This window comes from Actinomycetota bacterium, from assembly GCA_035759705.1.
Taxonomy (GTDB): domain Bacteria; phylum Actinomycetota; class CADDZG01; order JAHWKV01; family JAHWKV01; genus JAJCYE01.
Window position 1 is genome coordinate 1 of record DASTUJ010000097.1, and the last position, 17318, is coordinate 17318.

Genomic DNA, 17318 nt, shown 5'->3' on the forward strand with positions numbered 1-17318 from the left:
GTAGATGCCGGCCTGGTCCGGCAACTTGCGGATGCGTGCGACCACCGGCTCGCGCATGGCCGTCTAGCCCGCGAAGATCTGCAACTCGCGCAGCTCCTTGAGCCGGTCGCGCAGCGCCGCCGCCTCCTCGAACTCCAGGCGCTTGGCGGCGGCGCGCATCTGCTTCTCGAGGCGGGAGATGCGCTCGGTGAGCGGCACGTCGTCCTCGGCGACCATGGCCGGACGGCGGTCGCCGGGGGTCCAGTAGTCAAGGTTGCTCATCGCCACCAGCGGGCTGTGGATGTCGCGCAGGATGGACCGCGGCTCGATGCCGTGCTCGCGGTTGTGGGTGGCCTGGCGCTCGCGCCGGCGCCCCGTCTCCTCGATGGCGCGGCGCATCGACTCGGTCACGGCGTCGGCGTAGAAGATCACCCGTCCCTGGAGGTTGCGGGCGGCGCGACCCGAGGTCTGGATGAGCGACGTCTGGCTGCGCAGGAAGCCCTCCTTGTCGGCGTCGAGGATGGCGACCAGCGAGACCTCGGGCAGGTCGAGCCCCTCGCGCAGCAGGTTGATGCCGACCAGGACGTCGAACTCGCCCAACCGCAGGTCCCGGAGGATCTCGATGCGGCTGATGGTGTCGACGTCGGAGTGCAGGTAGCGGACCTTGACCCCCGACTCCAGCAGGTAGTCGGTCAGGTCCTCGGCCATCCTTTTGGTCAGCGTGGTGACCAGCACCCGCTGCTCCCGCTCGACCCGGACGTTGATCTCGTTCAAAAGGTCGTCGATCTGCCCCTTGCTCGGCCGGACGCTTACCTCCGGGTCGGCCAGGCCGGTCGGGCGAACGATCTGCTCGACCACCTGGCTGGAGACCTTCAGCTCGTAGGGGCTCGGGGTGGCCGACATGAAGATCACGTCGCCGACCCGCTCGATGAACTCGTCGAACCTCAGTGGCCGGTTGTCGATTGCCGAGGGAAGCCGGAACCCGTGCTCGACCAGCACCTCCTTTCGGCTGAGGTCTCCCTCGTACATGCCGTGCAGCTGGCCGATGGTGACGTGCGACTCGTCGATGACCGTCAGGAAGTCGTCCGGGAAGTAGTCGAGCAGTGTGAACGGGGGCGATCCGGCGGTCCGCCCGTCGATGTGCCGGGAGTAGTTCTCGATGCCGTTGCAGAAGCCGATCTGCTCCATCATCTCCAGGTCGTACTCGGTCCTCATCCGCAACCGCTGCGCCTCCAGGAGCTTGTTCTCCTTCTCCAGCACGTAGAGCCGGTCCTTCAGCTCCTGCTTGATCTGCCGGATGGCCCGCTCCATGCGGGGGCCGGAAGCGACGTAGTGGGAGGCCGGGAAAATCGTCACGGCATCCTCGTCGCCCAGGCGCTCGCCGGTCAGCGGGTCCATGCGGACCAGGCGCTCGACGGTGTCGCCGAACAGCTCCACCCGGACCGCGCTCTCCTGGTAGGCCGGGAAGATGTCCAGCGTGTCGCCCCGGACTCGGAACTTGCCGCGGACGAAGTTCAGCTCGTTGCGCTCGTACGCCATGTCGACCAGCCGGCGGATGATCACGTTCTGCGGGTAGTCCTTGCCGACCGCCAGCCTGAGCAGCTGCGACTCGTACTCCTGCGGGGATCCCAGGCCGTAGATGCACGAGACGCTGGCGACGATGATCACGTCCCGCCGGCTGAGCAGCGCCGCGGTGGCGGAGTGGCGCAGGCGATCGATCTCGTCGTTCAGCGACGAGTCTTTTTCGATGTAGGTGTCGCTGGAGGCGATGTAGGCCTCCGGCTGGTAGTAGTCGTAGTAGGAGACGAAGTACTCGACGGCGTTGTGCGGGAAGAACTCCTTCATCTCGTTGGTGAGCTGGGCCGCCAGGCTCTTGTTGGGGGCGATGATCAGCGTGGGCCGCTGGGCGTTGGCGATCACGCCGGCCATGGTGAAGCCCTTCCCCGAGCCGGTGATTCCCAGCAGGGTCTGGCGGGCGAGGCCCTCCTCAAGGCCGCGGGTCAGGTTCTTTATGGCTTCGGGCTGGTCGCCGCTCGGCTCCCAGTCGGAGACGATCTGGAATTTGGTCATGGATGCTTTAAGTATCCAAGATCGAGCAGCTCCAGAAGGCCGTCGAGGGTGTCTATCCGGTGGCCTTCGAACGCCGGGTGGTGGCCCTTTCGGTCGATGAGGATCGCCCCCATACCGACCGCTTCGGCCGCCTCGATGTCCAGCTTGGGGTGGTCTCCAACGTAGATCGCGGTTTCGGCGGCGATCCCCGAGCGTTCGAGGGCGAGGTGGAAGATCGCCGGGTCCGGCTTCTCGATCCCTTCCTTGCCTGAGATCACCATGAAGTCGAACAGGTGGGCGATCTCCATCTCGATCAACATCCCCTCCAGCCACTCCTCGAAGTTGGAGATCAGGCCGACCACCAGGCCGGCGTCCCTCACCGCCTGCAGGGTCGGGATGCACTCGGGGAACAGCCGGTAGGAGTCGTAGCGGGTGAAGCGCTCGTACAGCGCCTCGAAGATTGCCAGATCGGCGTCCGGGATGCCCAGGCGGTCGAGGGCTTCGCCGTAGATCTTCCCCCAGAACTCCAGGGACGCCTCCCGGGATATCGACCACTGCTTGACCGCCATCCGGTCCATGACCGCCACGAATGACGGCGCCATGTCGGCGAAGACCTGCTGGACCGTGTCGGGGGAGACTTTGCGGCCGCGCTCGCCCAGCACCAGCGCGAACAGCTCGTGGTGCGAGGGGTGCGGCGCAAGGAGGGTCTCGCCTGCGTCGAAGAAGACAGCGCGAAGCTGCGTGGTTCTGTTGATGGGCACTGTCATACAGCTTAACTAGGACAGAAGACGTCCTAGTCTTTGGCGACTTCTCCGGTAAAGGATTCCCGGCCCTCCACGCCGTCCTCCTCGAAGGTCACAGTCATCCGTCCGTTCCCGCGCAGGCCCTCGAAGCTGCCGGTGCCGCTGTCGCGCACGATGTACCAGGTGCTGGTTTGTGTCAGCGAATCTTCAGTAGGGCTGAAGCCGACCTTCAACTCCCCTTCCGGGCAGGTGAAGGTCCGGAGCACCAAACCGACCTCGGCGTTCCCGTGTTCGTCGCGGAGGGTCCCGCCGCTGCAGAAGGGATCATCGCCGATGACCGATCCCGGGAGAACCTCGCCGGTTGGTACGGTCACCTTCGTCTCGATCGATATCTTCTGACGTACGACCGTCGACGCCGAGCCGGAGGGCTCGACTTCGGGGCTCGCGGTCGCCTCTTGGTCTACGGCTCCCCCGCCATCGCCGCAGGCCACGAGACCGATCGCCGCAATCAACAGGGCTGCGGCCAGCCGTTGAACCCTCACATCGCTAGCCCACGTAGTCCGCGAGGTGCTTGCCGGTGAGCGTGGAGCCGGTGGCGACCAGGTCGGCAGGCGTGCCCTCGAAGACGATCCGGCCCCCGTCGTGGCCGGCGCCCGGGCCGAGGTCGATGATCCAGTCGGCGTGGGCCATGACCGCCTGGTGGTGGGCGATCACGATGACCGACTTGCCGGAGTCGACCAGCCGGTCGAGCAGCCCGAGCAAGGTCTCGACGTCGGCGAGGTGCAGGCCGGTGGTCGGCTCGTCGAGCACCAGGACGTCGCCCTTCTCGGCCATGTGGATGGCCAGCTTGAGCCGCTGTCGTTCGCCCCCGGAAAGAGTCGTCAGCGGCTGCCCAAGAAGAAGGTAGCCGAGCCCGACGTCGGCCAGCCGGTTGAGGATGGCGAGCGCGGCGGGCGTGTGAGCCTCCCCCTCGCCGAAGAACTCCTGGGCCGTGGCCACCGACATCGCCAGGACCTCGCTGATGTCCTTGTCTCCGAGCTTGTACTCCAGCACCTCGGCCTGGAACCGCTTTCCCTCGCACACCTCGCAGGTGGAGGCGACCGTCGCCATCATCCCGAGGTCGGTGTAGATGACGCCGGCGCCGTTGCAGTTGGGGCAGGCGCCCTCGGAGTTGGAGCTGAATAGCGCAGGCTTCACGCCGTTGGCCTTTGCGAACGCTTTGCGGATCGGTTCGAGCAGGCCGGTGTAGGTCGCCGGGTTGCTGCGTCGTGAGCCGCGAATCGGAGTTTGATCCACAGACACCACGCCGTCCCGCCCCTCCACCGAGCCATGGATGAGGGAGCTCTTGCCGGACCCGGCCACGCCGGTCAACACCACCAGCACGCCGAGGGGGATGTCGACGTCGACGTTCTGCAGGTTGTTGGTCTTCGCGCCGCGCACCTCCAGCTTGCCGGCGGGTTTGCGCACCTTCTCCTTGAGGGCGGCCCGGTCTTCGAGGTGGCGGCCCGTGATGGTGTCGCTGTCCCGCAGGCCTTCGACGGTACCCTCGTAACAAATTGTCCCGCCCCCCGCACCTGCTCCGGGACCGATGTCGACTGCGTGGTCGGCGATTGCGATCGTCTCCGGCTTGTGCTCGACCACCAGCACGGTGTTGCCCTTGTCCCGAAGCTGCAGGAGCAGGTCGTTCATCCGCTGGATGTCGTGCGGGTGCAGCCCGATCGTCGGCTCGTCGAAGACGTAGGTGACGTCGGTCAGCGACGACCCCAGGTGGCGGATCATCTTCACCCGTTGCGACTCGCCGCCCGACAGGGTGCCGGAGGAGCGGTCGAGCGATAGGTAGCCGAGCCCGATCCCCACGAACGAGTCGAGGGTTTCCCCCAGGGCGGTCAGAAGCGGCGCAACCGACGGCTCGTCGAGGTCACGAACCCACTCCGCCAGGTCGCTGATCTGCATCGCGCAGGCGTCGGCGATGTTGATCCCTTTGATCTTCGACTTACGTGCATGTTCGGCGAGCCGGGTGCCGTCGCAGTCGGGGCAGGTGGTGAACGTGACCACCCGGTCCACGAACGCCCGGATGTGGGGCTGCATCGCCTCGGGGTCCTTGGAAAGCATCGTCTTCTGGAGCTTGGGGATCACCCCCTCGTAGGTCAGGTTGATGCCCTCGACCTTGATCTTGGTCGGCTCACGGTAGAGCAGGTTGTGCAGCTCCTTCTTGCTGAACTTGTCGATCGGCTTGTCCATGTCGAGGCCGGAACCGCTGAAGATCCGGCCGTACCAACCGTCCATGCTGTAGCCGGGAACCATGAGCGCGCCCTCGCTGAGCGACTTGGAGCCGTCGTACAGCGCAGTGAGGTCGAAGTCGGTGACCGAGCCCCGGCCTTCGCAGCGCGGGCACATGCCGCCGGTGATGCTGAAGCTGCGCTTCTCGCTCACCGTTTTACCGGCTCGCTCGATCTTGACCGCCCCGGCACCGCTGATCGAGGCGACGTTGAAGGAGAACGCCTGGGGCGAGCCGATGTGCGGCTGCCCCAGCCGGCTGAAGAGGATCCGGAGCATCGCGTTGGCGTCGGTGGCGGTGCCGACCGTGGAGCGGGGGTTGGCGCCCATCCGCTCCTGGTCGATGATGATGGCGGTCGTCAGACCCTCGAGGACGTCGACATCGGGCCGCGCCAGGTTCGGCATGAAGCCCTGCACGAAGGTGCTGTAGGTCTCGTTGATCATCCGCTGAGACTCCGCGGCGATCGTGCCGAACACCAGCGAGCTCTTGCCCGAGCCGGAGACCCCGGTGAAGACGGTCAGCCGGCGCTTCGGCAGCTCGATGCTGACGTCCTTGAGGTTGTTCACCCGCGCGCCGTGCACCCGGATCAGGTCGTGGGTGTCGGCAACGTGCCGGGGGGGCGTTTTCGTGTCCGTCTTTGTTGCAGGGGTCATCGGGTCTCCATCTGTCGGGCGCAGTTTCGGTCGGCTTGTAGCCGGGCGGATCAGCTCAGCTCCTGAATTCGGAGCAGGTTGCCGGAGGGGTCGCGGAAGGCGCAGTCGCGTATGCCGTACGGCTGGTCGATCGGCTCCTGGACGACCTCGGCGTCGCTCGCCTGCAGCTTCTCGAAGACTCCGTCGAGGTTCTGCGTGGCCAGCAGGAGCGTGGCGTAGGTGCCCTTGGCCATCATCTCGGAGATCGTGCGGCGCTCGTCGTCGGTCAGGCCGGGGGTGGCGGCGGGCGGGTACAGGACGATGGAGGTGTCGGACTGGCCGGCAGGGCCGACGGTGATCCAGCGCATCCCCTGGTAACCGACGTCCTTGCGGACCTCGAAACCGAGGGTGTCGCGGTAGAAGGCAAGGGAGGCATCCGGGTCGTTGTGCGGGAGGAAGCTTGCGTTGATGTTGATGTCCATGTCGGTCATGTTCACTCCTTGGGTCGTGGCGGAAAGTCCATGACGCCCATGCTAGAGACGGCTCGGGGCCGGCGCTTCTCGATTCCTGATCGGTCTGGTCACCTGTTTTTCCACGCAGGGAGGCATCCCCGCCGTCCTGCCGGCCTCCTGCTGCCGGTAGACGCTTGGCGGCACCCCGACCAGCTCGGTGAAGCGGGTGCTGAAGGTCCCCAGCGACGAACAGCCGACCTCGAAGCAGATATCGGTGACGCTGAGGTCGCCGCGGCGCAGCAACGCCATAGCCCGCTCGATGCGCCTCGTCATCAGGTAGGAGTACGGCGACTCTCCGTAGGCCGCCTTGAACTGGCGGCTGAGGTGCCCGGCCGACATGTGCGCTCCCCGGGCCAGCGCCTCGACGTCCAGCGGCTGCGCGTACTCCCGGTCGATCCGATCCCGGACCCGGCGCAGCCACGCGAGGTCGCTCAAATGTTGGGCTTCGGTGGGTTTGTTGGTCACTTTTGCGATGGTGCCACGTTGCCCAAGAGTTGTCTATCGAGCACTAGAGCGCCCCCGCCTCGAGCGTCGCCCGGCCCTTCAACAGCCGGTGGTCCGACACGGCCGACTTCGTCACCCTTCCCGAAAGTCGGGAAAAGTGAACTTTGTCGAGAAAGATGTAGTCGATTTTGCGCCGGTTCAACGTCGGCGAAAGGTCCGCCTGATCCACCTCCCCAAACTGTCCCCCGGGCCCGATGATCCCCCTGACCAGGTCGGGGGTCACGTTGAAGTCCCCGCCGAAGATCACAACGTTGCCTGCGGCCGCCCGAGCCTTCTGGATCTCGGCCACCGCGGTCATCTGCCGCTGGTTGAAAACTTCATCCTTCGCCCGGGGTGTCAGGTGGGTCGCCGAGACGATCGCCGGCACCCCCCGGAGGTCGAAGGTTGCCGAGATGATCGCCCGCTGCTCGTGAAGGTGGGGTTTGTTCGGCAGCGCAATCGCCTCCGGCTCCCCGATCCCCACACCCCGGGAGAGGACCGCGTTGCCGTACCACCGCTCCCCTTCCCGGCCGGGACAATTGCTGCGGCCGGCGGTTGCACCGAAACAGCCGCTGTAGGGGTAACCGGCTCGATCCAACTGCTCCCACAGCCGGTCCACCTGCGCCAGGCACGCCTCGTTCAAGAGGCAGATGTCGGGCTGGTATTCCAGGATCGAGTCCCGAAGGGCGGTGACCAGCTTGCCGGTGCTCCCCTTGTTGCAGTGGCTCCCGCACATGTTGAATTGAAGCAGCCTCACCTCGGGCGATACCTCGAGGGGCGGTTCGAGCAGAGGCGAGGTTATCCAGTTGCCCCACCGCCAAACTCGGGGGCCGCTAGGAGTCGGTGCCATCTGCCTAGATTAGGCGAGTATCGCAGCCCGCATGCGACCGCTGGCAAAATATTCCTTAACAAAAGTCGTGAACCTGCCGATGGTGTCTCAGACAATCGTCAGGGGCCCGCTTAGTGACGCTGAAAGCACGAACGCTGGTCGGCATGATCTGTTTCCTATCGATCTTGAACCTCCCAAGCCCGTTGCTCGCTGCCGGCTCGACCGAGCCGCTCTCGTCGTGGAAGGTGCGAAGCTTCGATATCGAGGTCAACGAGATGACGTTCGACGCCCGTCGCGACGTTCTGCTTGCGACCATCTCGTCGAGAAGCATCTGGGACGGCAGCATGCTCGTGGAGCTCAACCCCGACACCGGCCTTCCCGAGGGTCGCAGGGTCTACGTTCTGAGTGAACCTGGGCCCATCGGTGTGTCCGACGACGGCAGCACAGCCTTCGTCGGTTCGTACGAAACCAACGAAATTGTACGGGTGGACCTGGGCACCTTCACGGTTACCGATCGGTTTGTCATTCCCCTGGAAGAGAACAAGGGGCCGCTCTTCTCCGACAGCCTGGCCGTCCAGCCGGGTCGCACCGACACCGTCGTTGTGGTCACCCGGGATTTACCCGCAGTCGGCGCGATCCACGGCACGTCGCGCCTTCAAGCGTTCAGGGATGGGGTTGCCCTTCCGAAGCACATCCCGAACGGAACTGAGTCGGTTGCGTTCCTGGACGCCGAACGCCTCGCCCGCGGCGTGAGCGGCTTTGGGCTGGCTGCGCCGATGGATTTCCTCCGTCTCGACGATTCCGGCATCACGGTCAACCCTGCCATCCCGACCGTGCCGCAGGCCGGCAGCTTCGAGGTGTCGGGCGGCCGGGTCTACACCACCACGGGGAGAGTGATCGACGCGGCGTCGGGCGCCGTCATTTCAAGGTACTCCCAGCAACTGATGGACGCGCTTGAAGTCACACCCGAAAACAACCGCCTGATGACCCTGCGGGGAGGAACCGCATCGCTGTACGACCTGAGTTCCATGGCACTCGTTGATTCCGGGAATCTTCTGAGCGCAGGCGATCTGGTGGCGACGTCGTCGGGATACGCCGTGCGCAACGCGGTGGTCGGCCCGGGCATAACCGCGGGGAACTCCTTCAGGCCTACCGGTCCGGGCACCCCCCCGAAAGCCATCACGGCCGGGATTCGCAGACTACGCGTGGGCGCCAACGACCTCGTCTACGACGATCTTCGCGACAAGCTTTACGCCAGCGTTCCGGCAACGGATCGTGGGTACACCAACGAGCTGGTTGTCATCAACCCGAAGTCCGGGCTTGTTTACGAACGACTGGCGCTGACGGGCGACCCCGGGCCGATGGCGATTACGTCGGATCGCTCGAAGCTCTATGTCGGCCTCAACGAAACCGGCGAGGTCAAGCAGATCAACCTGGAATCGTTGACCGTCGAAAGCTCCATCCAAACCAACGGCGGAGCCTCTCCCTCGCCGAACTGGGACCTCGAGGCGGTTCCGGGATCTACCGGCTCGATTGCCGTTACCGGAGGCAGCGCCAACGAAGTGGCAGTCTTCAGGGGCGGCGCAAAGCTGCCCAAGGTCGTGCAGGACGGGCCGAAACAGATCACATTCGGCAATGAGACAACTCTGTACGGGGCAAACGCGTCGCTTTACACGATGCAGGTCGACGAGCTCGGAGTGTCGACCACCAAGGTGCTTCCCAACGTGATGAAGTCCTTCAACGGCAACAAGGACGCCGACCAGATCAAGGTTTTCGATGGGATGCTCTACACCTCAACCGGGGCGTTCATCGATCCGGTCACAGGCGACCGGAAGGCGTATTACGGAGGCAAGGGCAAAATCGCCGGAACGCTGAACGAATACAAAAGTGCGTCCGCGGTAGCCCCTTCCCGGGGCGTCTTTTACACCGCCGACGGTCGGAATCTGACCGAATACAACCTGGCGGAGCAGCGAACTGTGGGCACATGGCCCATCACAATGGGCTTTACGCACCGACTCGTCGATACCGGAACTGGCGTTGCAGCAGCGAGTCCCTCCGGCATCGTGATCTCCGGCAACGGCCCGCGTATCGCCACCTGGGGGTGGCACGGTTTTGGCCAGCTGGGAGGTGGACGATTCACGACTGATCGCACCCGCCCCAAGGTCCTTGGGGAAAGCGACGTCGACCTGATTTCCGCCGGGCTGGTCCACGGCGTCGAGTCATACCGGGATGGTGGAGCGAAGGCTTGGGGATCGGGTGCCTTCGGCACCAACGCGTACGTCTGGTCGAGAACCGACTTGCCATCCGGGACCACCGTCAGAATGGATCCCTATAACTCAAGGGTGTACGAGATTTCGTCCGGAATGCTTCACACCCTTGCTTTGGACGGCGGCGGATTGTGGGCCTGGGGATGGAATGCTTCCGGACAGCTCGGAGACGGAACGACGAAAGACACGCCGCTGGCTGTTTCACCGCGCTTTACGACCGGAGCTGTGGTTACTGGTGTCGCTGCCGGGGGAATGCACAGCATGGCCGTCCTAAGCGATGGAACTGTCCAGACGTGGGGTTCGAACGTTCTCGGGCAACTGGGCGACGGCACGACGGTGGACAGCGTCCGACCCAAGCCGGTTCCGGGGCTAAAGGATGTCGTTGCCGTTTCGGCGGGCACTTACCATTCGCTCGCGCTCCACTCCGACGGGACGGTTTCAGCCTGGGGCTGGAACGCCCTCGGACAGCTCGGCGACGGATCGACTTTGGACCGGCTGACTCCTGTAAAGGTAGCCAATCTGAGCGGGATGAAATCGATATCGGCCGGATTGGCGCACAACCTCGCCATGGGAATGGACGGCGAGATCAAGGCGTGGGGCTGGAACATCTTCGGACAGCTGGGCGACGGAACAACGATCGTTCGTCGAACACCCATAACGGTGGCTGGAGTTCAAAAAGGTTTCGACACGTTCTCGGCCGGGGCGTTCCACAACCTGGCGATCCGTGACGGAGTGACATACGCCTGGGGCTGGAATGGATTCGGGCAACTGGGAGACGGGACGCGCACCGATCGGTACGCGCCCAAGGTTGTAACGACAGTACCGAACGCCTACATGGTCGCCGCCGGGGGTTATCACAGCATGGTCGCTCGAGTGACAAACTCCACTCTTGGAGGAAACTACTTCGAGCCCGGGGTCTGGAACCCCTAGGAAAACGCCACTCTAGTTGCCGGCGCCGGCGAACAGCGGGCGGTCCGGGTCGACGACCTGGATCTGGGCCCACATCCGGTCGACCTCGCGCTCCAGGTCGGCCAGCGTTCCGACATTTCGGATCACGTAGTTGGCGTGGGCATTCCGCTCCTGCCGGCTGGTCTGGGAGGAGATCCGGGCGTGAGCCTCGTCCAGAGTCATGTCCCGCTCGTCGACCAGGCGCTGCACCTGGACCTCCGGAGGGGCGTCCACGACGACAACTGCGTCGATCTCCAGCCACTCCAGCGCCTGCTCGTAGGTCTCGGCCAGAAGGGCTGCTTCGAAAACCATGATCCGGTCACGCCGCTGGCCGCGGATGCGGCGCTGGATCTCTTCGTAGATCCGGGGGTGCATGATGTCGTTGAGGTCGCTCCGCGCCTGGGGGTCATCGAAGACAACCCTCCCGAGGGCGGCCCGGTCGAGCCAACCATCGGGGGTGATCACCTCGTTGCCGAAGCGGTCCCGGATCTCGGCAAGAGCGGGCCGGCCGGGCTCGACTATCTCGTGGGCCACCGCGTCGGCGTCTATTACAAGGGCGCCTTTTCGGCGAAGAAGTTCACCGACCGTCGACTTGCCGGAGGCGATGCCTCCGGCAAGTCCTATGACGGGCATAGATCGGTGTTTAGGCTCGGTCCCGCTTCATGCCCTCGACGATGGATTCGAGAGACTCCTCGAAGCTGTCGGGAGCGGTGTCCAGAAGCTCGCCGTCGAGTGCTGCAGGCGAGTCGGGGACACTCGAGGCCTCCGCCGGGGCCGGTACGTCTGCCGCCTCGGCGGCCACCGCGTTGTCTACTGCTGCCGCCTCGTTGGCGGCCGCTGCGCTGCTGGCTGCCGCTGCCTCCGCCACTGCCTTCGCGTCGTCCATTGCCACGCCGAGTGCCGTTCTGGTGTCGACGGGCGCCGGTGCGGGCTTGGGCGGAGCGGGTGCTGCGGCTGCGGGTGCGGGTGTGGGCTCCGCCGGAACTTCGGGCTCCAGCTCGAACCCTGCTTCGGGCTCGCTTGCAGGCTCCAGCTCGAAGTCGGGGCCGGAAGACTCCGGCGCATCCGCCCCGGCCTCGGCCGGAGTTGACTGAACCGGTTGCACCGGTGCCTGGCCGCCTGCGCCCGCCTTCAGCGAAAGGCTGATACGGCGGCGATCCAGGTCGACGTCGATGACCCGAACCTGGACCTCCTGGCCCAGCTGAACCACCTGCTCGGGAAGCTCGATGTGCTGCTCCGAGAGCTCGGAGATGTGAGCCAGGCCCTCGATGCCGTCCGCCACCTTGATGAATGCCCCGAAAGGCACCAGCTTGGTGATGGTCCCGGCGACGAAGTCCCCGGTGCCGTGCGCCCTTGCGAAAGCCTGCCACGGGTCTTCCTGGGTGTTCTTGAGCGAAAGCGACACCCGATCGCGTTCGGGCTCCACGGAGAGAACCTCGACCTCGATCTCCTGACCGACCTGAACAACCTCGCTCGGGTGGTCTACGTGACGCCAGCTCAGCTCGGACACGTGAACCAGGCCGTCCACGCCGCCCAGGTCCACGAAGGCCCCGAAGTTGACGACGGAAGAGACGGTGCCGGTACGACGCTCGCCGACCGTGAGGTTGGCGAGGAAGTCCTTGCGCTGCTCGAAGTGTGCTTCCTCCAGGTAGGCCCGGCGGGACAGAACCACGTTGTTGCGGTTCTTGTCGAGCTCGATGATCTTGCACTCGAGCTCCTTGCCGACGAACTGCTGCAGGTCCCGAACCCGGCGAAGCTCCACCAGGGAGGCGGGAAGGAATCCGCGGAGGCCGACATCGACGATAAGCCCGCCTTTGACGACCTCGATGACGGTGCCCTTCACGACCTTGCCGGCTCGCTTGTACTCCTCGATCCGGCCCCACGCACGCTCGTACGAGGCACGCTTCTTGGAAAGAATCAGGCGCCCTTCCTTGTCCTCCTTCTGGAGAACCAGGGCTTCGATCTGCTCACCCAGGGACACGATCTCCGAGGGATCCACGTCGTGACGCAGTGAGAGCTCACGGGCTGGGATAACGCCTTCGGACTTGTATCCGATGTCGACGAGGACTTCTTCCTTGTCAATTTTTACGATGGTGCCGCTAACCAGATCGCCGTCAGAGAAGGGCTTGATGGTTGCGTCGATTGCTGCAATGAGATCTTCTATGGAAGAACCGACATCGTTCGTGGTGATGTCGTTGCTTTGAGGCATCTCACGGCTAGTCGAACCTATGCCGGAAACTGTAGACATCTTTAAAACTCCTTATTTGCCCTAATTAAGGGCAGGGGGTACTCCACGACATAAGTCGCGGGCAAACTAGAGTTTAGTGGAAAACCCCGTAGGCCGCATAGGTGGGAGTAACATTCTCCGCAAGCGACGTCTCTCGCCCGGCACCGACGCAACTGGGCCCTGGGCCAAGGAGGTAGCTTCCAGCAATGATCACCGAACGCCGCCGCCGGTCCCCGGAGAACAGGCATTGAGTCCGCGGTTTGATCCCGCCGGTTCGGGCACCCCGCGGCCGGAGGAAAGCCGGCCGCCGGCCGCGCCGGAGAGACCGGACCCCGACTACGGCAAGCTCGAGGAAAAACTGTCCTCCCTGGCTTCCGCAGTAACCCATTGGGAGAGTGAGCTGGAGAACTCGGCCAGCCGCTCCACCCGTCTGGAGGGTGCCTTCACCGTGCTCCTGAGCTCCCTCGAGGGTTGGAAGAGCGACATCAGGGAGGTCTCCAGCCGAACCGAATCCCGCGTTCTGCGCGGCCTTGAGGTAATCGACTCCCGGATCTCCCGGGTGCAGCCGGGCGCCTCCCCGCTCGATTCGGGCGAGATCCTGGCCGCGATCCAAAAGCTCGAGCGAGCCTTCGGCGAGCGCATAGCGATCCTGGAACGGGATATCACCGCAGTCCGCGCCTCGACCGGCTCCACCGAGGGTCTCGACACCCTCGGCCGGCGCCTGGAAGGGATCGAAAGGAAGGTCTCTTCAACGGACACCGCGCTCGCAGGCCGCCTCGGCGCCAGCTTCGAGATACTGGAGCGGCGGCTCAGCTCTATCGAACAGCGGCTTTCCGCCCCCGAGCCCGATGTGGCAGAGCGCCTCGGCCCCAACCTCGACGCACTGGGCACCCGCCTGGGTGCGATAGAGCAACGGCTTTCTACTCCCGACCCAGATCCCGCAGAGCGCCTCGGCCCCAACCTCGACGCACTGGGAGACCGGTTGAAAGCGATGGAACACAAACTCTCCACGCCCGATCCCGACCTGGCCGGGCGGCTGGGCGCCGGCTTCGACGCACTTGCGTCCCGGTTGGGTGCGTTAGAACAACGGCTCTCCACACCTGACCCCCAGTTGACCACCCGCCTGGCCGGCAGCTTTGAGGCCCTGGAGCGGCGGCTGCTGTCGATCGAACAGAAGGTCTCCGCGGACACCGAACTCCCCGCCCGGTTCACCGAGAGCCTCGCCGGCCTGGAGAGCCGGATTGCCGAGGGACAGGACCGGCTCGCCGAGGCCCTCGCCCGGGTTAACGCCCCTCAAAACGCCGAGTTGCTGGTGCAGAACCTGAGGATGCTGGAGGCGCGGCTCTCCGAGAGCCAGCAGGTCCTGACTCGCAAGCTGGAGGCCGCCCGGACCGAGGGCGACGAGAACAACGCCAACCAGCTCCGCCACCTGGCCATCCTGCAGGACCAGCAGGCCGCACTCGCCAAGCAGGTGCAAGCCGTGGTCGAAAAAGCCTCCGAGCCCGTCGACACCGCTCAGATCGACCGGCTGGCCGAAGGGCAGGAGCGGTTAATGGAGGCGCTGACGGCGTCGAAGGAATCCGGCGGCCTGGACGCCCTTACCTCCGGCCTGGCGGCGCTGGAGACCAAGTTGGCGGCCGGGCAGACCGCTCTGACCTCCAAGCTGGAAACCGTGCTGGCCGAAGGTGACGAGAACAGCGCCACCCAGCTTCGCTACCTCGGCAGTCTGGAGGAGCTACAGGCGTCGGTGGCCAAGCGGCTGCACGCACTGGAGGCGGTGGTCAAGAACCCGCTGGACGAGCAGCAGTGGGAGCGCCTGGCCAAGGGCCTCGAATTCCTGGACGTGCGGCTGGCGCAGAGCCTCGACTCGGTGTCGAGCAAGCTCGACGCCGCCATTGCGTCGCTCACCACCACGCTGGATGCCCGCACCGCCTCCGGGCAGGAAGCCAATCTCAAAAGCGCCGAACGCCTGTGGCGGGCGCTGCGCGGGCTGGAGGACCAGATCACCGGCTCCTACCAGCTGGTTCGCCAGAGCCAGGAGCGCCTGGAGACGGCCACGGCGAACGTGTCGAGCGCTCTGGAGGAGCTCCGGGCCGTCCACGGCGCCCGGGCGTCGCACACCGAGAAGCTGGTCATGGAGGGCCTCGAGAACCTCGACGGCCGCTTCGCCCAGAACCTCATGACCGTCTCCGAACGACTCAGCACGGCGATCTTCGGCCTGAACAAGGCGACCGAGGAGTGGCGGTCCGACCTCGCCAACTCGACCGAGGAGTCCGAGGAGCGCCTGACCACCCGCGTAAGCCAGGCCGAGACGAAGCTGGCTAAGGACCTGAAGACCGGCCTTGAAGCCCTGGGGCGGCGGGAGGAACGGATGCTGGCCCTGATCCTCGGCGGCGGTGCAGCGGCGGCGCCGACGCCCGTCGAGCAGGCCCCCGAGGCCCCTCCGGAGTAGCTCTCAGGCCTTGGCGTCGGCCCAGTTCGGACCCCAGGCCAGATCCACCGTAAGGGGCACCGACAGCTGGACCACGTCCTCCATCGCCTCTCGTACGGAAACCGCAGCGGCCTCGACGTCGTCCTGAAGGACCTCGAAGACCAGTTCGTCGTGAACGGTAAGCACCATGCGGGCGGTCGACCCGGCAAGTGCCCGGTCCACCTTCACCATCGCCAGCTTCATGATGTCGGCCGCCGAGCCCTGCAGCGGGGCGTTCAGCGCCTGCCTCTCCCCTAGGCCCCGGACCCTGGGGTTGCGTGACTTCAGCTCCGGCAGGTAGCGGCGGCGCCCGAGCATCGTCGTCGTGTATCCGTCCTCGGTGGCCCGGGCGACCACGTCGTCCAGGTAGGTGCGAATCTCCGGGTAGCTGGCGAAGAAGCCCTCGATGTAGGTGCGGGCCTGGTCGACGGGGATGGACAGACGCTGGGAGAGCCCGAACGGCCCCATGCCGTAGGTGACGCCGTAGGAGACCATCTTGCCGATGCTTCGCTGCGCCGGGGTAACCTCCGACGGGTCGATGCCCAGCGCCTTGCCGATGGAGAGCCGGTGGATGTCGTCGCCCCGGGCGAAGGCGCCGGTCAACTCTTTGTCGCCCGACAGGTGTGCCAGCAGCCGGAGCTCGATTTGGGAGTAGTCGGCCACGACCAGCAGGTTCCCGCCCTCCGGGATGAACGCCCGGCGGATCTGCTTGCCCTCCTCGGTGCGGATCGGGATGTTCTGCAGGTTGGGGTTCTCGGAGCTCAAGCGGCCGGTGGTGGCCACCGTCTGGTTGAACCGGGTGTGCAGGCGGCCGGTGACCGGGTCCACCAGGCGCGGCAGTGCGTCGATGTAGGTGTTCTTCAGCTTGGAGATCTCCCGGTGGCGCAGGATGTTCTCGATGATCGGGTGCTCGTCGATCAGCGACTCCAGCACCTTGGCGTCGGTGGAGAAGCCGGTCTTGGTCTTCTTCCCCGGCTTCAGGCCCAGCCGGTCGTAGAGGACCGAGCGGAGCTGGGGTGGGGAGCCGATGTTGAACGGCCCGTCGGCCAGCTGGTAGATCCGGTGCTCGACCGAGTCGAGCTCCTTCGACAGATGAAGCGACATCTCTTCCAGGTAATCGGTGTCCAGCCGGACCCCGGCTCGTTCGACCTTGGCCAGGACCCCGGTGAGTGGGACCTCGAGGTCGGCGAACAGGTCCCAGAACCCCCTCTCCCGCAGTTGCTTGCTGAGGACGTCGACCAGCTCGGCGGTGGCGATGGCCTCGAGGCCCGGACCGGAGACGTGGTCCACGCCGTCGTCGTCGTCCATCAGAAGGGACTGCTGGCCCTCCTGGTCGGCCGGGGGCGTGTCGTCCAGCTTCAGCTCCCGGTCCAGGTAGTGCCGGGCCAGCTCGTCCAGCCGGTAGGTCCCCCGGGCCGGGTCGACCAGGTAGGCGGCGATCTCGGTGTCCATCGATATCTCGCCGGGGACGATGCCCACGGTTGCCAGCCGTTGCAGCGCGTCCTTGGCGCCGTGGGTGGCGAGGCCCCGGGTCTCGAAGGCCGGCCGGAGTGCCTCCCAAACCTCATCGGCCGGCAGGGGGCCGTCGTGCAGCCGGATCACCTGGGCGCCGGCCGGCGTGGCGAAGGAGACGGTCTCGGCCGCCTTGCGGCTGTTCGCCGGGTCCCCCAGCAGGCGGACTACTATCGCTTCCTGGAGGTCCAGCTCCTTGACCAGCGACTCCAGATCTTCCCGGGTGGTCACCTCAACCGCAGTCCCCTCGAAGCCGGTTGCCGCCGCAACCGCCTCCGGGTGGTCGGCGGCCAGGCGGTCGTAGAGGACCCGGAACTCCAGGGAGTCGAACAGCTGGCGGATCTGGTTGAAGTCCCAGTCCCCCATCGTCAGCTCGTCGAAGGTCGCGT

The 17318-nt window shown here is 65.5% G+C and carries 13 protein-coding genes; 2 read left to right on the forward strand and 11 right to left on the reverse strand.

All coding sequences use genetic code 11. From position 1 onward, the window contains the following. Nucleotides 1–63: 63 nt before the first annotated feature. The 8 genes from uvrB to VFV09_06505 all read right to left on the reverse strand — a co-directional run bounded on the left by uvrB (nucleotide 64) and on the right by VFV09_06505 (nucleotide 7866). Nucleotides 64–2049, reverse strand: a complete 1986-nt coding sequence (gene uvrB / locus VFV09_06470; GenBank protein HEU4867353.1) for an excinuclease ABC subunit UvrB — start codon at nucleotides 2047–2049, stop codon at nucleotides 64–66. Then, on the reverse strand, nucleotides 2046–2789 hold the full coding sequence (locus VFV09_06475) for an HAD-IA family hydrolase (GenBank protein HEU4867354.1): 744 nt from the start codon (nucleotides 2787–2789) through the stop codon (nucleotides 2046–2048). The genes uvrB and VFV09_06475 overlap by 4 nt, the downstream gene beginning before the upstream one ends. 32 nt (nucleotides 2790–2821) lie before the next feature. Continuing rightward, complete coding sequence (locus VFV09_06480; protein ID HEU4867355.1) at nucleotides 2822–3313, reverse strand: hypothetical protein; 492 nt, start codon at nucleotides 3311–3313, stop codon at nucleotides 2822–2824. A 4-nt stretch (nucleotides 3314–3317) separates the two neighbouring features. After that, nucleotides 3318–5702 carry an excinuclease ABC subunit UvrA gene (locus VFV09_06485; protein HEU4867356.1) on the reverse strand — a complete coding sequence of 795 codons (2385 nt, stop codon included), beginning with the start codon at nucleotides 5700–5702 and terminating at the stop codon, nucleotides 3318–3320. A 50-nt stretch (nucleotides 5703–5752) separates the two neighbouring features. After that, on the reverse strand, nucleotides 5753–6163 hold the full coding sequence (locus VFV09_06490) for a VOC family protein (protein ID HEU4867357.1): 411 nt from the start codon (nucleotides 6161–6163) through the stop codon (nucleotides 5753–5755). Nucleotides 6164–6214: 51 nt separating this feature from the next. After that, entirely contained in the window at nucleotides 6215–6658 is a 444-nt protein-coding gene (locus VFV09_06495) for a helix-turn-helix transcriptional regulator (protein HEU4867358.1), read from the reverse strand. Nucleotides 6659–6701: 43 nt separating this feature from the next. Next, on the reverse strand, nucleotides 6702–7433 hold the full coding sequence (locus VFV09_06500) for an endonuclease/exonuclease/phosphatase family protein (GenBank protein HEU4867359.1): 732 nt from the start codon (nucleotides 7431–7433) through the stop codon (nucleotides 6702–6704). Between the two features lie 148 nt (nucleotides 7434–7581). Beyond that, nucleotides 7582–7866: a hypothetical protein gene (locus tag VFV09_06505; GenBank protein HEU4867360.1), complete on the reverse strand. Its 285-nt coding sequence runs from the start codon at nucleotides 7864–7866 to the stop codon at nucleotides 7582–7584. Nucleotides 7867–7930: 64 nt separating this feature from the next. Between VFV09_06505 and VFV09_06510 the strand changes: the two genes are divergently transcribed. Next, complete coding sequence (locus VFV09_06510) at nucleotides 7931–10702, forward strand: hypothetical protein (GenBank protein HEU4867361.1); 2772 nt, start codon at nucleotides 7931–7933, stop codon at nucleotides 10700–10702. 12 nt (nucleotides 10703–10714) lie between these two features. On the opposite strand, the gene coaE is transcribed toward VFV09_06510, so the two are convergent. Then, nucleotides 10715–11353, reverse strand: a complete 639-nt coding sequence (coaE, locus tag VFV09_06515; protein HEU4867362.1) for a dephospho-CoA kinase — start codon at nucleotides 11351–11353, stop codon at nucleotides 10715–10717. A gap of 10 nt (nucleotides 11354–11363) precedes the next feature. Continuing rightward, the gene (gene rpsA, locus VFV09_06520; GenBank protein HEU4867363.1) at nucleotides 11364–12929 is read right to left on the reverse strand and encodes a 30S ribosomal protein S1; all 1566 of its coding nucleotides are present in this window, start codon (nucleotides 12927–12929) and stop codon (nucleotides 11364–11366) included. A 265-nt stretch (nucleotides 12930–13194) separates the two neighbouring features. On the opposite strand from rpsA, the gene VFV09_06525 reads away from it, so the two are divergent. Next, on the forward strand, nucleotides 13195–15399 hold the full coding sequence (locus tag VFV09_06525) for a hypothetical protein (GenBank protein ID HEU4867364.1): 2205 nt from the start codon (nucleotides 13195–13197) through the stop codon (nucleotides 15397–15399). A 3-nt stretch (nucleotides 15400–15402) separates the two neighbouring features. Here VFV09_06525 and polA read toward each other — a convergent pair. Beyond that, on the reverse strand, nucleotides 15403–17318 hold a 1916-nt coding region (gene polA, locus VFV09_06530), incomplete at its 5' end, for a DNA polymerase I (GenBank protein ID HEU4867365.1).